Annotated in this window: 15 protein-coding genes and 2 other RNA genes; 14 read left to right on the top strand and 3 right to left on the bottom strand. The window is 63.0% G+C overall.

What is annotated here, in order from left to right; translation table 11 throughout:
* The first annotated feature begins 174 nt into the window (after positions 1 to 174).
* Complete coding sequence (locus tag BN3266_RS12365; RefSeq protein WP_021658401.1) at positions 175 to 375, top strand: hypothetical protein; 201 nt, start codon at positions 175 to 177, stop codon at positions 373 to 375.
* A gap of 47 nt (positions 376 to 422) precedes the next feature.
* On the opposite strand, the gene BN3266_RS12360 is transcribed toward BN3266_RS12365, so the two are convergent.
* The 3 genes from BN3266_RS12360 to BN3266_RS12350 all read right to left on the bottom strand — a co-directional run bounded on the left by BN3266_RS12360 (position 423) and on the right by BN3266_RS12350 (position 3548).
* On the bottom strand, positions 423 to 1922 hold the full coding sequence (locus BN3266_RS12360; protein ID WP_059005401.1) for a putative bifunctional diguanylate cyclase/phosphodiesterase: 1500 nt from the start codon (positions 1920 to 1922) through the stop codon (positions 423 to 425).
* Between the two features lie 253 nt (positions 1923 to 2175).
* Positions 2176 to 2844, bottom strand: coding sequence for an orotate phosphoribosyltransferase (gene pyrE / locus BN3266_RS12355; RefSeq protein ID WP_059005399.1), 669 nt, complete (start codon positions 2842 to 2844; stop codon positions 2176 to 2178).
* A 179-nt stretch (positions 2845 to 3023) separates the two neighbouring features.
* Positions 3024 to 3548, bottom strand: coding sequence for a hypothetical protein (locus BN3266_RS12350; RefSeq protein WP_021658406.1), 525 nt, complete (start codon positions 3546 to 3548; stop codon positions 3024 to 3026).
* A 165-nt stretch (positions 3549 to 3713) separates the two neighbouring features.
* Here BN3266_RS12350 and BN3266_RS12345 point away from each other — a divergent pair, with 165 nt between their 5' ends.
* The 13 genes from BN3266_RS12345 (at position 3714) to BN3266_RS12290 (ending at position 16410) form a co-directional block, all read left to right on the top strand.
* Complete coding sequence (locus BN3266_RS12345; RefSeq protein ID WP_059005397.1) at positions 3714 to 5261, top strand: ATP-binding protein; 1548 nt, start codon at positions 3714 to 3716, stop codon at positions 5259 to 5261.
* Entirely contained in the window at positions 5237 to 5926 is a 690-nt protein-coding gene (locus BN3266_RS12340) for a response regulator (protein ID WP_059005394.1), read from the top strand. The genes BN3266_RS12345 and BN3266_RS12340 overlap by 25 nt, the downstream gene beginning before the upstream one ends.
* A gap of 1003 nt (positions 5927 to 6929) precedes the next feature.
* Positions 6930 to 7029, top strand: an RNA gene (ffs, locus tag BN3266_RS13350) — signal recognition particle sRNA small type.
* Between the two features lie 51 nt (positions 7030 to 7080).
* Positions 7081 to 8505 carry a DNA polymerase III subunit gamma/tau gene (gene dnaX, locus BN3266_RS12335; protein WP_059005393.1) on the top strand — a complete coding sequence of 475 codons (1425 nt, stop codon included), beginning with the start codon at positions 7081 to 7083 and terminating at the stop codon, positions 8503 to 8505.
* The gene (locus BN3266_RS12330) at positions 8429 to 8740 is read left to right on the top strand and encodes a hypothetical protein (protein WP_059005391.1); all 312 of its coding nucleotides are present in this window, start codon (positions 8429 to 8431) and stop codon (positions 8738 to 8740) included. Before dnaX ends, BN3266_RS12330 begins: the two co-directional genes overlap by 77 nt.
* Positions 8741 to 8789: 49 nt before the next feature.
* Positions 8790 to 9137 (top strand): YbaB/EbfC family nucleoid-associated protein, encoded by a 348-nt coding sequence (locus tag BN3266_RS12325; protein WP_044992516.1) that lies wholly within the window; start codon positions 8790 to 8792, stop codon positions 9135 to 9137.
* Positions 9138 to 9140: 3 nt separating this feature from the next.
* Positions 9141 to 9740 carry a recombination mediator RecR gene (recR, locus tag BN3266_RS12320; protein WP_021659422.1) on the top strand — a complete coding sequence of 200 codons (600 nt, stop codon included), beginning with the start codon at positions 9141 to 9143 and terminating at the stop codon, positions 9738 to 9740.
* Positions 9741 to 9835: 95 nt separating this feature from the next.
* Positions 9836 to 10303 carry an SsrA-binding protein SmpB gene (gene smpB, locus BN3266_RS12315; RefSeq protein WP_059005389.1) on the top strand — a complete coding sequence of 156 codons (468 nt, stop codon included), beginning with the start codon at positions 9836 to 9838 and terminating at the stop codon, positions 10301 to 10303.
* A gap of 43 nt (positions 10304 to 10346) precedes the next feature.
* Positions 10347 to 10695: a transfer-messenger RNA gene (gene ssrA, locus BN3266_RS13345) on the top strand.
* A gap of 621 nt (positions 10696 to 11316) precedes the next feature.
* Positions 11317 to 13524 (top strand): hypothetical protein, encoded by a 2208-nt coding sequence (locus tag BN3266_RS12310; protein ID WP_154669084.1) that lies wholly within the window; start codon positions 11317 to 11319, stop codon positions 13522 to 13524.
* 560 nt (positions 13525 to 14084) lie between these two features.
* Positions 14085 to 14507 (top strand): rhodanese-like domain-containing protein, encoded by a 423-nt coding sequence (locus BN3266_RS12300; RefSeq protein ID WP_059005383.1) that lies wholly within the window; start codon positions 14085 to 14087, stop codon positions 14505 to 14507.
* Positions 14508 to 14510: 3 nt separating this feature from the next.
* Positions 14511 to 14930, top strand: a complete 420-nt coding sequence (locus tag BN3266_RS12295) for an RrF2 family transcriptional regulator (RefSeq protein WP_021659415.1) — start codon at positions 14511 to 14513, stop codon at positions 14928 to 14930.
* 106 nt (positions 14931 to 15036) lie between these two features.
* Complete coding sequence (locus BN3266_RS12290) at positions 15037 to 16410, top strand: FAD-dependent oxidoreductase (RefSeq protein WP_059005381.1); 1374 nt, start codon at positions 15037 to 15039, stop codon at positions 16408 to 16410.
* The last annotated feature ends 39 nt before the right edge of the window (positions 16411 to 16449 follow it).

Genomic DNA, 16449 nt, shown 5'->3' with positions numbered 1-16449 from the left:
CAATTTTTGTGAACGGATCGCGGTTTTGGTAAACGCTACAAAACCGCGCTGCTTTTTGCAGCAAAAGGGCAAAGGATGGCGGCTGGTGCATATCTGCCCGGCGGCGGGGAAAAGTGAAGGGTGAAGGCGGCTGTTTTCGGCGGCCGCCGACCCAAAACCAGGGAGGGACACAGGATGAGCGATGCCAAGAAAAAGGTAAAAGCCTATATGGACGAGCAGATCGCCGTGTTGGAGGAGGGCCTGGACCGGCTGTACGCAGAGGACCGGCAGCCCGCCAAAGAGGGCAACCTCTACAACGGAATGCTCAAGAGCACGGTGGAGTTTGAAATCACCCACATGCGCCACCTGAGCGAAGACCTGCAGAAACTGCTGTAACCCAAAAAAGGCCCCGCCCTCTCTTTGCGAGAGGGCGGGGCCTTTTTTCACCTGTCTGCGGCGGGGGCAACCGGCGTGTTTTGCCGGCAGAGGGCCTCAAACGCATCCGCCGGGATGGGGCGGGCGTAGAGGTAGCCCTGGGCGTGCTGGCAGCCGATCTGCAAGAGGAAACGGGCCTGTTCCGGCAGCTCCACCCCCTCGCAGATGACCAAGATCCCCATCTCGTGGGCCATTTCCACCACCTTTTGGACGATGGTCTGGGAGCGGGAGGAGGAGAGGGCCCTGTCCATAAAGGTGCGGTCGAGCTTGATGGTGTCCAGCGGAAATCCCCCCAGCAGGGAGAGGGAGGAGTAGCCTGAGCCAAAGTCGTCGAGAGAGAGGAGAAAGCCGATTTTTTTGAGCTGTTTTGCCAGCTCGTCAAGGCGCTCCAACCCGTTGAAGGCGGTCTCGGTGAGCTCCAATTCAATGAGGTTGGGGGGTACCCGGTGGCGCTTGACCATCTCCGTCAGCCGCTGCAGGTACCCCTCCTCCTGCAGGTGGAGGCGGGACTGGTTGACCGAGATGGGAAAGACGGGGAGCCCGCCGTCCAGCCGGCGGCGCAGCAGGGCACAGGTCTGGTCGAGGACGCAGAAGTCCACCTCGGTGATAAAGCCGTTTCGCTCGAACAGGGGGATGAACTGGTCGGGGTAGTAGAGGTGAGAGGGGCCCCGCTGCCAGCGGACCAGGGCCTCCGCCCCACAGATCTCGCCGGTGGCCATGTTGAATTTGGGCTGGTAATAGGCCACAAATTCCCCGTCCGCCAGGGCCTGTTCCATCTGGTCCTCCATCTCCCTGTTTCGGCGCAGCTGTTCCTCCAGCTCGCCCGAGAAGAAGAGGACCGGTTCGGGGCGGATGCGGGCCTCGCGGCGGGCGATCTCCGCCGCGTCAATAAAGGCGGTGAAGGGGACCTGGCTGTCGCCGATCTCGGCGACCCCGAAATTGAAGCGCAGTTTGATGTGGTGGCTGGCGGCGGAATAGTCGCTGTTTTGGGCGCCGAATCGCAGCAGGGCGGCGCGGGTCTCCTCCTCGCTGGAAAAGGGGAGCAGCAGCAAAAAGTGGTCGGCCTTGACCCGGGCCAGCAGCGTCTCCTCGCCAAAGGCCTCCTGCAGGGCTTTGGATACCCGCAGGATGATGTCGTCCCCCATCTGCCGCCCATAGCTGTCGTTGACGGTGCTGAAATGGCTGATGTCGGTGGAGACGACACAGAGGCGGTGGGGGCCGGCGGCGCGCCGCCGGCGGTCGCCCTCCTCCTCAAAGTAGTTGGTGTTGGCGAGCCCGGTCAGCAAGTCGGCGTAGGCCAGCCGGTAGAGATGGCGGTTGAAGCGCTGGCGAAAGAGGAAGACCGCCACCAAAATGGCCAGGAAGGCCCCCAGAAAGAGGAGCAGCAGGTTGAGGGGGGAAAATGCCTGGGGGGAGAGGACCGCGCCGGTGCCCCACAGGAGGGCGAAGAACCCCGCACAGAGCAGGGCGGAGAGGAGGATGAACTTGTTGTCGGAGATGCGCTTCACGGATGAGCCGCCACCTTTCAAAATAGGGGGGAAACAAAACCCGGTAAGAGGGGCTGTTTTGCGGGTGCTGCCGGTATCTGCGCCACTGATCTATCTTTCACTTTACCATCTTTTTTCTATGAAGTAAAGGAAGAATAGAGGGAGGCGATGGGGGAGGGCATTTTTAATGGGAAGGGCGCTCCTTTCGGTGGGACAGCAAAAAAAGAGGGCCGCGCCGGCCGGCGCAGCCCTCCCCGATCCGGCCCCCGGCCGGTCAGATTCCGTATTCTTCCAGATAGGCCTCCATCCGGGCCTTCATCTCGTCGTCGATGTAGACCTTGCCGTCGATTTCCCGGCCGTGCAGGTAGGAGATGATCTCCCGCACGGTGACGATGGGGTAGGCGTCGATGCCGTACTGCTCCTTCACCTCTTGGATGGCGGATTTGTCGCCGGTGCCCTTTTCCATCCGGTCCACCGAGATGACGAGGGCGCGGATGTCCACCTTGGCGGCGCCCTGCAATACCGGCAGGCACTCGCGGATGGCGGTGCCGGCGGTGATGACGTCCTCAATGATGGCGACCCGGTCGCCGTCTTGCAGCTTGTAGCCCACCATGGTGCCGCCCTCGCCGTGGTCCTTGGCCTCCTTGCGGTTGAAGCAGTAGTTCACGTCCTGCCCGTACTGCTCGTAGAGGGCAATGGAGCAGGATACCGCCAGGGGGATGCCCTTGTAGGCGGGGCCGAAGAGGGCGTCCACCTGGTCGCCCAGGTTGTCGTGCAGGCAGGCGGCGTAAAACTGCCCCAGTTTGGAGGCCTGATAGCCGGTCTTGTAGTTGCCGGTGTTGATGAAGTAGGGGGTTTTGCGGCCGCTCTTGGTGGTGAAATCGCCGAAGGTGAGCACCCCGGAGCGCACCATGAACTCGATAAATTCCTCTTTGTAGGTCATCTCTTCCAACATCCTCCCGTCGCCGGCGCGCCGGACAGCCCCGGTGCGGGACCGCCCGGCGGCGCGGACAATCTTTACTGTGCCCAATTATACCACAGCCCCGCCGGGCGGCACAATCCCCCGGCCGAGGGAAGCCTCGGCTGCCCCAACAAAAAAAGAGGAGCACTGCTCCTCTTTTTTTACTTCTGGGCCGTGACGGTGAAGACGGCGCTGTCGCCGGTGCGGTCAAAGCGATAGACGCGCTGGTTGTACCGGTACTGGGTGTGGATCTCCTCCTCGCCGGCCACGACTTTGGCAAAGGCCAACTCCTCAATGAGGGTGCTGAGCTCCTCTTCCCGCAGGTTGTTGTCCATCACCACCATCAGGACGCCGGCACAGCCGGAAAAGTTTTTCATGTGCTCCTCGCTGTCGAGTTTGCCGGTCAGGGAGACGGCCGAGATCACCCCCCCCTCCTTTTCGGCGGTGTAGGCGAGGGTCATCTCCTCCCCCGTATAGGTGGCGTCCCCGGCGGCCTTGAAGTTGGGGAACTTGCCGGCGGCTTTGGCGTTGAAGGTGTCGGTGACCTGCTTGGCGGTGAGGATAAAGGCCCCGTCTTTCACGTCGTTTTTATAGCCGGTGTCGCAGCGCACCAGAACCAACAGGGCGCAGGCGATGGTCAGGATCCCCACCAGGATCAGGGTGGCGTGTCTCTGCTTTTTGTCCATTCTCTCTGTCAAACCGTCCTTTATCGCATTTCGCTCAATACTGTTTTTCAGTATAGCGCATTTTGCCCGTTTGCGCAATCGGGCGGGCAGCGCTTTTCTTTTTGCTGGCAGGTATGCTATACTGCTGTTACAAAATTCTTCTTTTCCCGACAAAAGGAGGCCGTTATGGGTCCTGACCGAGCCCGCGCAAAGGGCCGCTTGCTCCACCTGGGGCAGACGGTTTTGATTTTGCTTGTCTGTACCGCCGTGGCCGCCCTCTTCGACCGCGTCGGCATCCGCCAGGAGAACATCACCATGGTCTATCTCACCGGGGTGTTGGTGATCGTGGTGGAGACGGGCGTCTTTTTCTGGGGGATCGTGGCCTCGCTGGTCTGCGTCTTCGTCTTCAACTTCCTCTTCACCCAGCCGCGGCTGACCTTTCGCATCGCCGACCCCAGCTACATCGTCACCCTCATCCTCTTCTTGCTGGTCTCCCTCATTGCCGCCAGCCTCACCTCCCAGCTGCAAAGGCACGCCCAGCTGGCCCGCAAAAAGGAGGACCAGACCCAGCGACTCTACGAGATCAGCCGCAGCTTCCTCAACCTCTCGGGGCTAAAAGAGGTGGTCTGCCACGGCATCGCCAGCATCTACGCGGGGGTGCAGCGGCGGTGCGTGGTCTATCTCATCGAAGAGGGCGGGGGCCTCTCCCAGCCCTACTACCTGCCCGGCCACTACCTGGACGGGGTGGAAGTGGGGGACGACACCCTGGCTAGGTGGTGTCTAAAGGAGGGGGCGCCCTGCGGCTGCGGCACCAAAAATTTCGCCATCTCCCAGTGGCGCTATGCCCCCTTTAAAAGCGGCAGCCGCCTCCTGGGGGTGGTGGAGGTGTACTGCGGCAACACCCCCTTGGGAGAGGAGGAGACCCTGTTCATCGACACGGTGATCAGCCAGTTGGCCCTGGCGGTGGAGCGGGAGCAGCTCTACGCCCTGCAGCAGCGCAACCAGGTGGAGATCGAAAAGGAGAAGCTGCGCAACAACCTGTTGCGGGCGGTCTCCCACGACCTGCGCACCCCCCTCACCGGCATCGGCGGCTCGGCCGAGTTTTTGCGCCACAGCTACGACCGGCTGGATAGGGAGACGGCGATGAAGCTGCTGGGCGACATCTCCGGCGATGTGGCCTGGTTGGAGAGCATGGTGGAAAACCTGCTCAACATGACCCGCATTCAGGATGGCAAGCTGGCGCTGCAGGTGAAAAACGAGGTGGTGGACGACGTGGTGGCCGAGGCCACCGCCCGCCTGGCGAGGCTGCCCCACGCCCGCCCGGTGGCGGTCTCCCTGCCCGATGAACTGCTGCTGGCGCCCATGGACGGCAAGCTGATGGTGCAAGTGCTGGTCAACCTGCTGGGCAACGCCGTGGCCCACACCCCCGACAGCGCCGCCATCCGTCTGGCGGTGCGCGGGGAGGGGGAGCGGGTGGTCTTCGAGGTGATCGATGACGGCGGGGGCGTTGCCCCGGAGCTGCTGCCCCACCTCTTTGACAGTTTCGTCACTTCGCCGGGGGACAGCCGGCGGGGGATCGGCCTGGGACTCTCCATCTGCCAGTCCATCGTGCAGGCCCACGGCGGGGGGATCGAGGCGGAGAACAACGACATCGGCGGCGCCACCTTCCGCTTTTGGCTGCCGCTGGAAAAGAGCAAGGAGGGCAAAACATGCTTGCAGAGCGCCGTATTTTGATTGTCGAGGACGACAAGAGCATCTCGAACTTCCTCTCCATCTCCCTGCGCGCCAGCGGCTACGACATCCAGGTGGTCACCACCGGGATCGAGGGGATCGGGCAGGTTATGAACGACCCGCCCGACCTGGTGCTCCTGGACTTGGGGCTGCCCGACCTGGACGGGTTGGAGGTGCTGCGCCAGATGCGCTCCTTTTCGCAGGTGCCGGTGATCGTCGTGTCCGCCCGCACCCAGGAGAGGGAGAAAGTGCAGGCCCTGGACGGCGGGGCCAACGACTATGTGACCAAGCCCTTCTCCATCGGCGAGCTGCTGGCGCGGGTGCGGGTGGCGCTGCGCACCCCGCCCGCCGCCCTGCCCCAGGAAGAGGTCTTTTCCACCGGTAATCTGACGGTGGACTTTGGCCGGCGGCAGGTGCGGGTAAACGGGGGAGAGGTGCACCTGACCCCCATCGAGTACAAGCTGTTGCTGCTGCTCATCGAGCATCGGGGGAAGGTGCTGACCCACAGCTTTATCCTCAAGGAGATCTGGGGGTATTCCGGCACCGAGGACTCCCAGTCCCTGCGGGTGTTCATGGCCAACATCCGCCGCAAGATCGAGACGGACACCGCCCACCCCCACTACATCCTCACCGAGGTGGGGGTGGGGTATCGGTTTGTGGACGAATAAAACTTCGTGGGTCCCAACCCCACGAAGTTTCGACATCCCCCCTTCGCCCACTCAAGTGGGCGATTTTGCTTCGCAAAACCGGGCGGATGTCAAGAGAGGGGAGCTTTGGGGGATATTGGGTCCCAACCCCACGAAGTTTCGACATCCCCCCTTCGCCCACTCAAGTGGGCGATTTTGCTTCGCAAAACCGGGCGGATGTCAAGAGAGGGGAGCTTTGGGGGATATTGGGTCCCAACCCCACGAAGTTTCGACATCCCCCCTTCGCCCACTCAAGTGGGCGATTTTGCTTCGCAAAACCGGGCGGATGTCAGTAGAGGGGAGCTTGGGAGGGACATTGGGTCCCAACCCCACGAAGTTTCGACATCCCCCTTCGCCCACTCAAGTGGGCGATTTTGCTTTGCAAAACCGGGCGGATGTCAAGGGAGGGGAGCTTTGGGGGGGCATTGGGCCCCATCCCACGAAGTTTCGACATCCCCTCTTCGCCCACTCAAGTGGGCGATTTTGCTTCGCAAAACCGGGCGGATGTCAAGGGAGGGGAGCTTTGGGGGGATGTTGGGTCCCCATCCCACGAGGTTTCAGCGTCCGCATTCCGTCCACCCAAGGCGGTGGGCTGGGCAAAACTGGACGGATATGAGGGGAGGCCGGTTGGGGAAAACCTGGGTGGCTGCCCCATCGAATTTTGAGGTCCTCCGTCCCCTCAAAACGGGGTGAGCAGACCATGAAAAAGGAGCGGCCACCGGGAGGCGGGAGACAAGCCGCGGGGTGGTTTCCATGGGGGAAGGAAACGTCGCTCTCCTTCCACCTTTTTTTCTGTGTTGGGCCGCCCCCCTCGGCATGGGCCGGTCGCGCGGGCGGGAATACCGCTTTGCCCCGCCGCGCAGGGGCGGAAAGGCGCTGCCTGCACCGGGGGAGATGGGATGGATTTCTGCTTGCAACCCGGGGGCGGATATGATACAATTATCTCGTTATGAAACAGGGCAAACGCGCACTCTGGTATGCGGATATGCGGGTCCTGTGCGACAGGGCGCCGTGAACCATGTCAGGCGGGGAACCGAGCAGCATTAAGCGGGTCGTCTTGTGTGCCGCAGATCAACCTGTGTGTCCGCATACCACAGTGTACGGGCCCTGTTTTTGCGCTATTTTCAAAAAAGGAGGTGGCCGCCATCTACCGCGCTCTCTACCGCAAATACCGCCCCTTGACCTTTGACGACGTGATCGGACAGGAGCCCATCGTCACCACCCTCAAAAACCAGGTGGAGACGGGGAAACTCTCCCACGCCTACCTCTTTACCGGTTCCCGGGGCACCGGCAAGACCACCTGCTCCAAAATCCTGGCAAAGGCCATCAACTGCCCCAACGTTAAGGACGGCCAGCCCTGCGGGGTCTGCGACATCTGCACCGGCATCGACGAGGATTCCATCACCGACGTGGTGGAGCTGGACGCCGCCAGCAACAACGGGGTGGACAACATCCGCGCCCTGCGGGAGGAGGCGAACTTCGTCCCCACCCGCTGCAAAAAGCGGGTCTACATCATCGACGAGGTGCACATGCTCTCCCCCAGCGCCTTCAACGCCCTGCTCAAGATCATGGAGGAGCCGCCCGAGCACGTGGTCTTTATCCTGGCCACCACCGAGCTGTACAAGCTGCCGGTGACCATCCTCAGCCGCTGCCAGCGCTTCGACTTTGCCCGCATCACCGCCGAGCAGATCGCCGGGCGGCTGGCGGTCATCGCCGAGAGGGAAGGGGTGCAGCTGGACGACGACGCCCGCTTCCTGCTGGCCAAACTGGCCGACGGCGGGATGCGCGACGCCCTCTCCCTGCTGGACAAGTGCGCCTCCACCGGCGAGCGGGTGAGCTTGCAGATGGTCAAGGACCTCTGCGGCGTGGCCGACAAGAGCTACCTCTTTGACCTGTTCGACTGCCTGCTCGACCGCGACCTGGGCCGGGCGATTGCCCTGCTCGACGACCTCTTCGCCCACTCGGTGGACATGGGCCGCCTGGCACAGGAACTGCTCAGCCACGGCCGGGACCTGATGCTCTGCAAGGTGATGGAGGACTTTGACACCCTGGTCCTCTGTCCCCCCGACGACCGCCAGCGCTATGTCGAGCAGGCCGCCCGCATCCCCCAGGGGGAGATGATGGGCTGGATGGCCCGGCTGATGAAGGGGGCCGACGCGGTGGGGCGGGCCGCCTCCCCCCGCATCGCCATGGAGATGCTGCTGGTGGAGATCACCGCCGCCGCGGAGCAGCCGACAGCCCCGCAGGTCACCGCGGTCCGGGTGTCCGCAGCCAAGCCGGCCGCCGCGCCCCAGGCCAAGCCGGTCGCCCGCCCCGCCCCGAAACCGGTGCGGGAGGAGCGGGAAGAGGAGGTGCCCCTCCCCGACGCCCCGCCCCCGGCGGAGGACGCCGGCTGGCAGGAGCCTGTCGCCCCTGCCCCCGCCGCGCCCCCGGTCCCGGAAGGCCGCAGGGGCCGCCCCCCAGCCGCTGGCGGAGTGGCCCCAGGTGCTCGACGCCCTGGCAAACCACAACCGGCTGGCCGCCGCGGCCCTGGCGAACTCCCGGGCCTACCTGTCGGGTGACCTGGTGCTCATCGCCTCGGAGAACGCCACTTTTTTGAAGATGATGCGGGAGAACGCCCGCACCAAGGCGGACATCCGGGCGGCGGTGAGCGAGGTGACCGGCAAGACCTGCCGCCTCGGCCCCTACCGGGAGCCGGAGGACGAGGCCGCGCCCACAGAGGTGGGCGGCCAGAAGCTGGATCAGCTCATCGCCCGGGCACAGGCCCAGGGAATCGACGTGACGATCAAGGAATAGGCGGCTGTTTCGGACAGCTGATGAGATGGAAAAAGGAGTGCAAGCGCCCATGAAAGCCAGACTGCCCCAGGGCTACGGCCCGAAGAATATGAACCAGATGATCAAGCAGGCCCAGGAAATGCAGGAGAGGATCGCCCAGGTGCAGGACGAGATCGAGGAGAGCGAGTTCAAGGTATCGGCCGGCGGTGGGATGATCGAAGTCACCATCAACGGCAAGAAGGAGCTCACCGCCCTGGAAATCAAGCCCGAGGTGGTGGACCCAGACGACATCGAGATGCTGCAGGACCTGATCATGGCGGCTGTCAACGAGGCGGTGCGCAAGGTGGAGGACGAGGCGTCCTCCCGGATGGCGGAAGTCACCGGCGGGGCCGCCGGCCTGCCCGGGATGCCCTTCTAGGCCGTGTCCTACAACATCAACGCCCTCAGCGAACTGTCCGAGCAGTTTGAAAAGCTGCCGGGCATCGGCCGCAAGACGGCGCAGCGGCTGGCGTTTTACGTGCTGGGAATGAGCGCCGAGGACGCCCAGAGATTTGCCGAGACCATCGTTCGGGCCCACCGAGAGATCAAGCGCTGCAAGGTCTGCCAGAACCTGTCGGACACCGAGGTCTGCTCGGTCTGCGCCGACGAGGGGCGGGACCGGAGCACCATCTGCGTGGTGGAGGACCCGCGGGACGTCTTTGCCTTTGAGCGCACCAAAGAGTACTTCGGCACCTACCACATTTTGGGGGGGCTCATCTCCCCCATCGACGGGATCGGGCCGGACAAACTCTACATCAAAGAGCTGCTGGCCCGCCTGAACAACAGCGAGGTCAAAGAGATCATCATGGCCACCTCCCCCACCGTGGAGGGGGAGGCCACCGCCATGTATGTCTCCCGGCTCATCAAGCCCCTGGGGATCAAGGTGACCCGGCTGGCCTACGGCATCCCGGTGGGCGGGGTGCTGGAATACGCCGACGAGGTGACCCTCTACCGGGCGCTGGAGGGGCGCAGCGAACTCTGACACAAAAACAGCTCTGCCCCCTGTTGCGGGGCGCATGAAACGGAGCAAAACGGCATACCCTCTCCCAGAGGGGGCCGAAGAAGGAGGGGAGACCCGTGGGAAACAAAGAGGCCATCAAGACCATCGCCCAGAACAAGAAAGCCCGCCACGACTACTTTATTTTAGAGAGCATCGAAGCGGGGATCTCCCTGGCCGGGACCGAGGTCAAGTCCCTGCGGGTGGGGGCGGTCAACCTGAAGGACAGCTGGTGCGACATCTACAAGGGCGAGGTCTACGTGCTGGGGATGCACATCAGCCCCTATGAAAAGGGGAACATCTTCAACCGGGACCCGGTGCGGGAGCGCAAGCTCCTCCTCCACCGGCGGGAAATCAACCGCCTGCTGGGTCAAATCAAGCAGGAGGGGTTGACTTTGATCCCCATTTCGGTATACTTTAAGGGGTCGAAGGTCAAGGTGCAGCTGGGCCTGTGCAAGGGCAAAAAGCTGCACGACAAGCGGGCGTCCGCCGCCGAGCGGGACGCCAAGCGCCAGATCGACCGGGCGCTCAAAGAGCGCACCCGCTGATAAAAACCGGCACACCCAGGCGCCCGCAGGGGCGCATTTATGAGGGGGCGCAATGGTTTCGACGGGGATCGTGAAGCACGGGAAGCGAGTGGCGGTGCGGGACCGCCTCAACAATCCGCACCTTAAAAGTAAACGTCGATAACAACGATTACGCTTTAGCGGCCTAGTGCCGCTCATCCGGCGCGGGGGGGCCACGGACCGCGTTCGGGTGTCATTTTAGTGGCGAACATGTATACGCGAGGGCCTCGTAGCGTATCAGGTATATGAGGATACTTGGCCCGCGAGCCTGACCACCGGCGCGCGGGGCGGGGAATGTAAAAGATGGTCTGCACTCGGAGATGCCCGTGGGGAGCGGTTTTCGGACACGAGTTCGATTCTCGTCGCCTCCACCAAATAAAAGCGCATGACAAAGCCATTTGTCGTGCGCTTTTCTCTTTTCTGGGCCCACTGTTGGGCCCACTTTAAAAACAGAATGAGAAATTGCCGTGATGGGCGGGTGCCACAAATCCAGCTCCTTCCTGCCGTTTCCAATAAACAGATAAAAAGAATCTAGTTTTCTCTGGACAACCAGGCGGGGAACATGTATAATACTGGTAAATAACTAAAAAGGGGTTGACATCCATTTTTAGAGATTGCTACACTTTAGACAGACAGACAGACAGACAGACAGACAGACAGACAGACAGACAGACAGACAGACAGACAGACAGACAGACAGACAGACAGACAGACAGACAGACAGACAGACAGACAGACAGAAAAGCTGTTTTCAATAGAAGAGTGAAAAGGCACAGGACCAAATGGGGTCCTGTACCTTTTTTTATTAAAAAAACACCATCTTTTGATGAGAAAAACAGGGGATAGGGGGATTTAAAAACACAATGAGGATGAGAAAAAGACGGATATTGGCAGGTCTGCTGGCGGTTGTGCTGGGGGCGTCGGCTATTGGGCTCACAAGTTATGGCTTGGCCAGCGAAGAGGGGACAGAGCAGGGAAAGGATGGCGCGCCGGGCGTGCAGGCGGAAGACATCCTTCCCCAGGAGGAGAAAGGGCCGGAAGAGGGCCAGCCGCAGGACAGCGCCGTGCCGCAGGAAAGGACAGGCCCCCCTCGCGCGGCGAGTTTTGACGAGCTAAAAGCGGCTATTTTGAACGCGCCGTCGGGCCGGACGACCATCGCCATTGCTGGCGATTTTACAATCACCGAGGCGATCGCCGTCCAGGCTGGGCAGGATATCGTCCTCGTCGACGACGGGACACAGAGGACGGTCTCGGTGGACGATGCTCTCAGCCACGGTGTCTTTCTGATCGAACAGGGCGGGCATCTGAGCATAACCACAAGCCGAAAAGACGATGCCCTGCTGTGCTTTGACGGAAAGGGCGCGGTCAGGGGCGGTCGCGACGGCGAGGCGGCCTTTATTCACTGCGGCGGCGAGTTCACCCTTTCGTCGGGGACCATTCGCAACATGGGGAGCAAAACATTTTTGGGGGGCATCATCGTCGTCGACGGGAAGGGCGCGCGGATGCAGATGGACGGGGGCGTGCTGGAGGAAAACCTGTTCACCTTTCAGTCCGGCGGCGTGGTGAAGGTGTCCCACGGCGGGTCGTTCACAATGAACGGCGGGTCGATTTCCCGCAATGAAACCAAGCCCGGCGGGGAGATCAACAGCGCCGCCGTCTATGTGACCGCCGAGGGCAACTCCACCTTTGTGATGAACGGCGGCTCCATTTCGGACAACCACGGGGACTATGGCGGCGTCATGGTGGGGGAACCCGCCTACCCCGTCATCCAGCCCGGGGTCATCGCCACCATGACGATGAACGGCGGCTCGATCTCCGGCAATGTGGCGGACCGCTACGGCGGGGGGATCATGGTCTGCGGCCAGGCGACGGTGACCATCAACGGGGGGATGATCTCCAAAAATCAGGCCCTGACCGGCGGGGGGATCGCCGCTTACGACCTCTACCACTCCATGGGGATGGGGCAGGATCACAACAACTGGAAGAGATTTTTCCCGGCGGAACTGATTGTGGACGGCGGGACGATCAGCGAGAACCAGGCGATCTACCGCAAGGACATACAGGATGGCGGCTGCGGCGGGGGGGTCTACATCGCCACCGACTGCGCTGTCATCAAATCGGGCAAGATCCTCGGCAACACCGCCCAGCGGCAGGGCGGCGGGGTCTATGTCGGCTCCACCCCCTATGTGCTGCGCATCTACGACGCGGTGGTCCGCGGCAATACAGCCTCTATTTTGGGGGGCGGGCTGTGGTTTTGCCCCACGGGGGATGCGACCAACGCCGTGACCAACGGGGGCGCCATCTTTGAGAACACAGCAGAGGGGGCGGGGGACGACTTTGTCGCCGTTCCCCAGACAGACAAAAAGCACACCGTCACCCTGGCCGACCGGGTGTTGGGTGGCGGACAGGTGAAATGGTACCGGGACGGCGGCGTCCTCTCCACGACGCCGGAGGCCGGAAACGTGTTGGGGACCCCCGACGGCACCGCCCGCTACGATGAGGCAGACCCGGGCGAGCCGATGGAGAACATCAAGTTAAACAGTGAGGGGATCGCCCTGAAGGCCATCCTGTCCGACTCGGCCAAAGAGCTGGCCGGTGCGTCGGCAAAGGTGGAGATACGGGGCAACAAGGCGCCGCGGGGCGGGGGGATCGGCTCCAACGGCGGGGTCGTCATCGGCACCCCGGGGGACGAGTGGACCCTCAATGTCGCCAAGGTGTGGGACGGCATCCCGGAAGGGGAGTACAGGGACAAAGAGCTGCAGGTCTGTCTGACCATCGGCAGTTACCAGCTGGACGAGGTCGTGCTCTGCGCGGAGAACGGGTGGACGGCCGCCTTTACCCAACTGCCCGACCCGGCGAGCTTGGGTGGCCTCACCGTCGGCGTCGTCGAAAAGGGGGATGCCTACCAGGTCGGTTACAGCGAACTCAAATGGGACAGGGAGAACCGGCAGCTGTCCATCGTCATAACAAACGCGCCGAAACCGGAGGAGCCGGAGCCGCCGGAGGAACCAGACCTGCCCGAAGAGCCGTCGCCGCCGGAAGAACCGCTGCCCCCAGAGGGCTCTGTCCCTCCGGGGAAGGGGACGGACACTCCGCGGACCAGCGACGACACCAGGATAGAGGATTGGAGCTCTGCCCTTGCGGTATCCGCTATGGCCCTGATTGCCCTGGCGGAGAGAAGGAAGGGGAGAGAGACCCGATAGCCCGGAGGGGAGGGGATGCTGGTTGCAGCGCCCTCTTTCCCTTTTTTGCCCACAAGATGGGAGGTATGAAGCGCGGTGAAAACAGTGGTGTTTTTCGGAGGTGTGAATGGGGAAAGGAGGACGAGGACAGAGCGGACACCCCGAAAACTGGCGGTGACACCCGGATGGAGGACGGGGGTTCTGCTCCTGCGGTGTCCGCTATGGCTTTGATTGCCCTGGCGGAGAGAAGGAAGGGGAGAGAGACCCGATAGTCCGGGGGGATGCTGATTACAGCGTCCCCTTCCTCTTTTTATTAAGAGAGGAGAAAAGGAGGGGCTGGGGAGAGGCAAAGACAGAGGGAAAAGGGAGCTGCGGTGGGGAACTGGACAGGGAGAGGGGAGATTTCTCCCTCCCTGCGGTGAGGGGGAAAGAAAGGGGGGCACCTCTAAAAAGGGCGACGGAAGAGACGCCTTAAAATTTTTTCGCCTTTTCAAAAAAATGGGGTTGCAATTCAAACTGAAACTGATATAATAACAGTTAGAAACTGATACAAAACAAATTACAGTTTGAGGTGAGTCGAGATGAAGAAAAAGGGAAGGGCACTGGCGGCCGCCCTGTTGGGCTCGCTGCTCGCCCTCACCGGCTGCGGTGCGGCGGGCGGCGGGACAGCTTCCTCCACGGCTGTGGGGGAGTACCACAAGATCTCCCCCCGAGAGGCCAAGGAGCGGATGGAGGCCGGCGGGGCGACGGTGGTGGATGTGCGCACTGCCGAGGAGTACGGGGAGAGCCACATCCCCGGCGCGGTGCTGGTGCCGCTGGACACCATCGGCAGCCAGCGGCCCGCTGCCCTGCCGGAGACCGGGGCGGAGCTGCTGATCTACTGCCGCAGCGGGGTGCGCAGCAAGGCTGCCGCCGAGCAGTTGGCGGCCCTGGGGTATCAGCAGGTGTACGATTTCGGCGGCATCATCGACTGGCCCTACGAGACCGTCAGAGGGGAGGAATAGGGGTTGACCAGTGAATTCAATGTGGCGGTGCACGCCCTGGTTTATTTGAGCCACCGAGGCGGCACCCTGTCCAGCGAGGAGCTGGCCCAGAACATCTGCACCAACGCTGCCCGGGTGCGAAAGGTGCTCTCCAAGCTCAAAAAGGCGGGCCTGGTGGAGACAAAGGAGGGGGCCGACGGCGGCTACCTCTTTGACCGGGACGCGGGCGAGGTGACCCTCCGCCAAATCGGCGAGGCGCTGGACTGCTGCTTTGTCTCGGCCAACTGGCGCAGCGGGGACACCGACCTGCCCTGTCTGGTGGCCTCCGGCATGGGCAGGATCATGGACGACATCTACGGCGAACTGGACGAGTGCTGCAAGGCGCGGCTGGAGAAGATCACCATCCGCTCCATCGGCCAGAAGATATTCGGCAAGCAGCCCTGACACAGGGCTTTCCCGGCCGCAGGCCTTTCCCCCGCGGCCCGGGTCGATACACGCGGGCAGGCGCCCAGTGCGCCCGCCCTGTCAAAAGGGAAAAGAGGTCTTTTCAGTGAAAACGTATGACGCCATTGTGATTGGATTCGGCAAGGGGGGCAAAACCCTGGCCGGGGCGCTGGGAGCGGCGGGCAAACAGGTCGCCCTGATCGAGCGCTCGCCCGCGATGTACGGGGGCACCTGCATCAATGTGGGGTGCATCCCCTCCAAGTCGCTGGTCCACAGCGCCGCCCTCTCCAAGGCGCAGGGGGGCAGCTTTGCGGAGAAGGCGGCCCGGTACCGGGAGGCCATCGCAGAGAAGCGGCGGCTCACCGGCGCTCTGCGCCAGAAAAACTACGACAAGTTGGCGGGCAACCCCAATGTCCAGGTCATCGACGGGACGGCCAGCTTCCTCGGCCCCCACGCGGTGCAGGTGACCGACGGGGCGGGGCAGGTCCAGCTGCTAGAGGGGGAGAACATCTTCCTCAACACCGGCTCCCACCCCTTTGTCCCCCCGATCCCCGGCTTACAGGGGAACCCCAAGGTTTATTTGAGCGAGGGGCTGCTGGATTTGGAGGAGCTGCCCCGCCGGCTGGCCATCATCGGCGGCGGGTACATCGGGATGGAGTTTGCCTCCCTCTACACCTCCTTCGGCAGCCAGGTGACGGTGATCCAAGACGGCGGCCGCTTCCTCCCCCGGGAGGACGGGGAGATCGCCCAGGCCGTCCTGCAGCGGCTGCAGAGCTTGGGGGCGGAGGTGCTCCTCTCCACCCAGGTGAAGGAGGTGCGGGAGGAGGGGAGCCAGGCGGTCCTCGCCCTCGAGACCCCCGACGGCCCCCGCGAATTGCAGGCCGACGCGGTGCTGGTGGCCACCGGCCGCCGCCCCAATGTGGAGGGGCTCGCCCTCGACGCGGCGGGGGTGGAGCTGACCGAGCGGGGCGCCGTCAAGGTGGATGAACGGCTGCGCACCACCGCCCCCCACATCTGGGCCATGGGCGACGTGGTGGGGGGACTGCAGTTCACCTACATCTCCCTGGACGACAGCCGGATCGTCCGCTCCCAGTTGTTGGGGGACGGCAGCCGCACCACCCAAAACCGCGGCGCCGTGCCGTACAGCGTCTTTCTCGACCCCGCCTTCTCTCGGGTGGGGCTCAGCGAGGAGGAGGCCCGGGCCAAGGGCTACCGGGTAAAGGTTGCCCGGCTGGCGGCTGCCGCCATCCCCAAGGCGCAGGTGCTGCAAAACCCGGCGGGGCTGCTCAAGGCGGTGGTGGACGGGGAGACCGGCCGGATTTTGGGGGCGCACCTCTTCTGCGAGGAGTCCTACGAGATGATCAACCTGATCAAACTGGCCATAGACGCGGGTCTGCCCTACACCGCCCTGCGCGACGGCATCTACACCCACCCCACCATGAGCGAGGCGCTCAACGACCTGTTTGCCGCCCTCGCCTGAGCGCGAACAGCGCCGATTCTTTTCAGTGAAGGAGGTCCT

It is taken from the genome of Bittarella massiliensis (ex Durand et al. 2017) (genome assembly GCF_001486165.1).
GTDB lineage: Bacteria > Bacillota > Clostridia > Oscillospirales > Ruminococcaceae > Bittarella > Bittarella massiliensis.
Note: the sequence above shows the minus strand (reverse complement) of the source record. Positions and strands in the feature narration are given on the sequence as shown.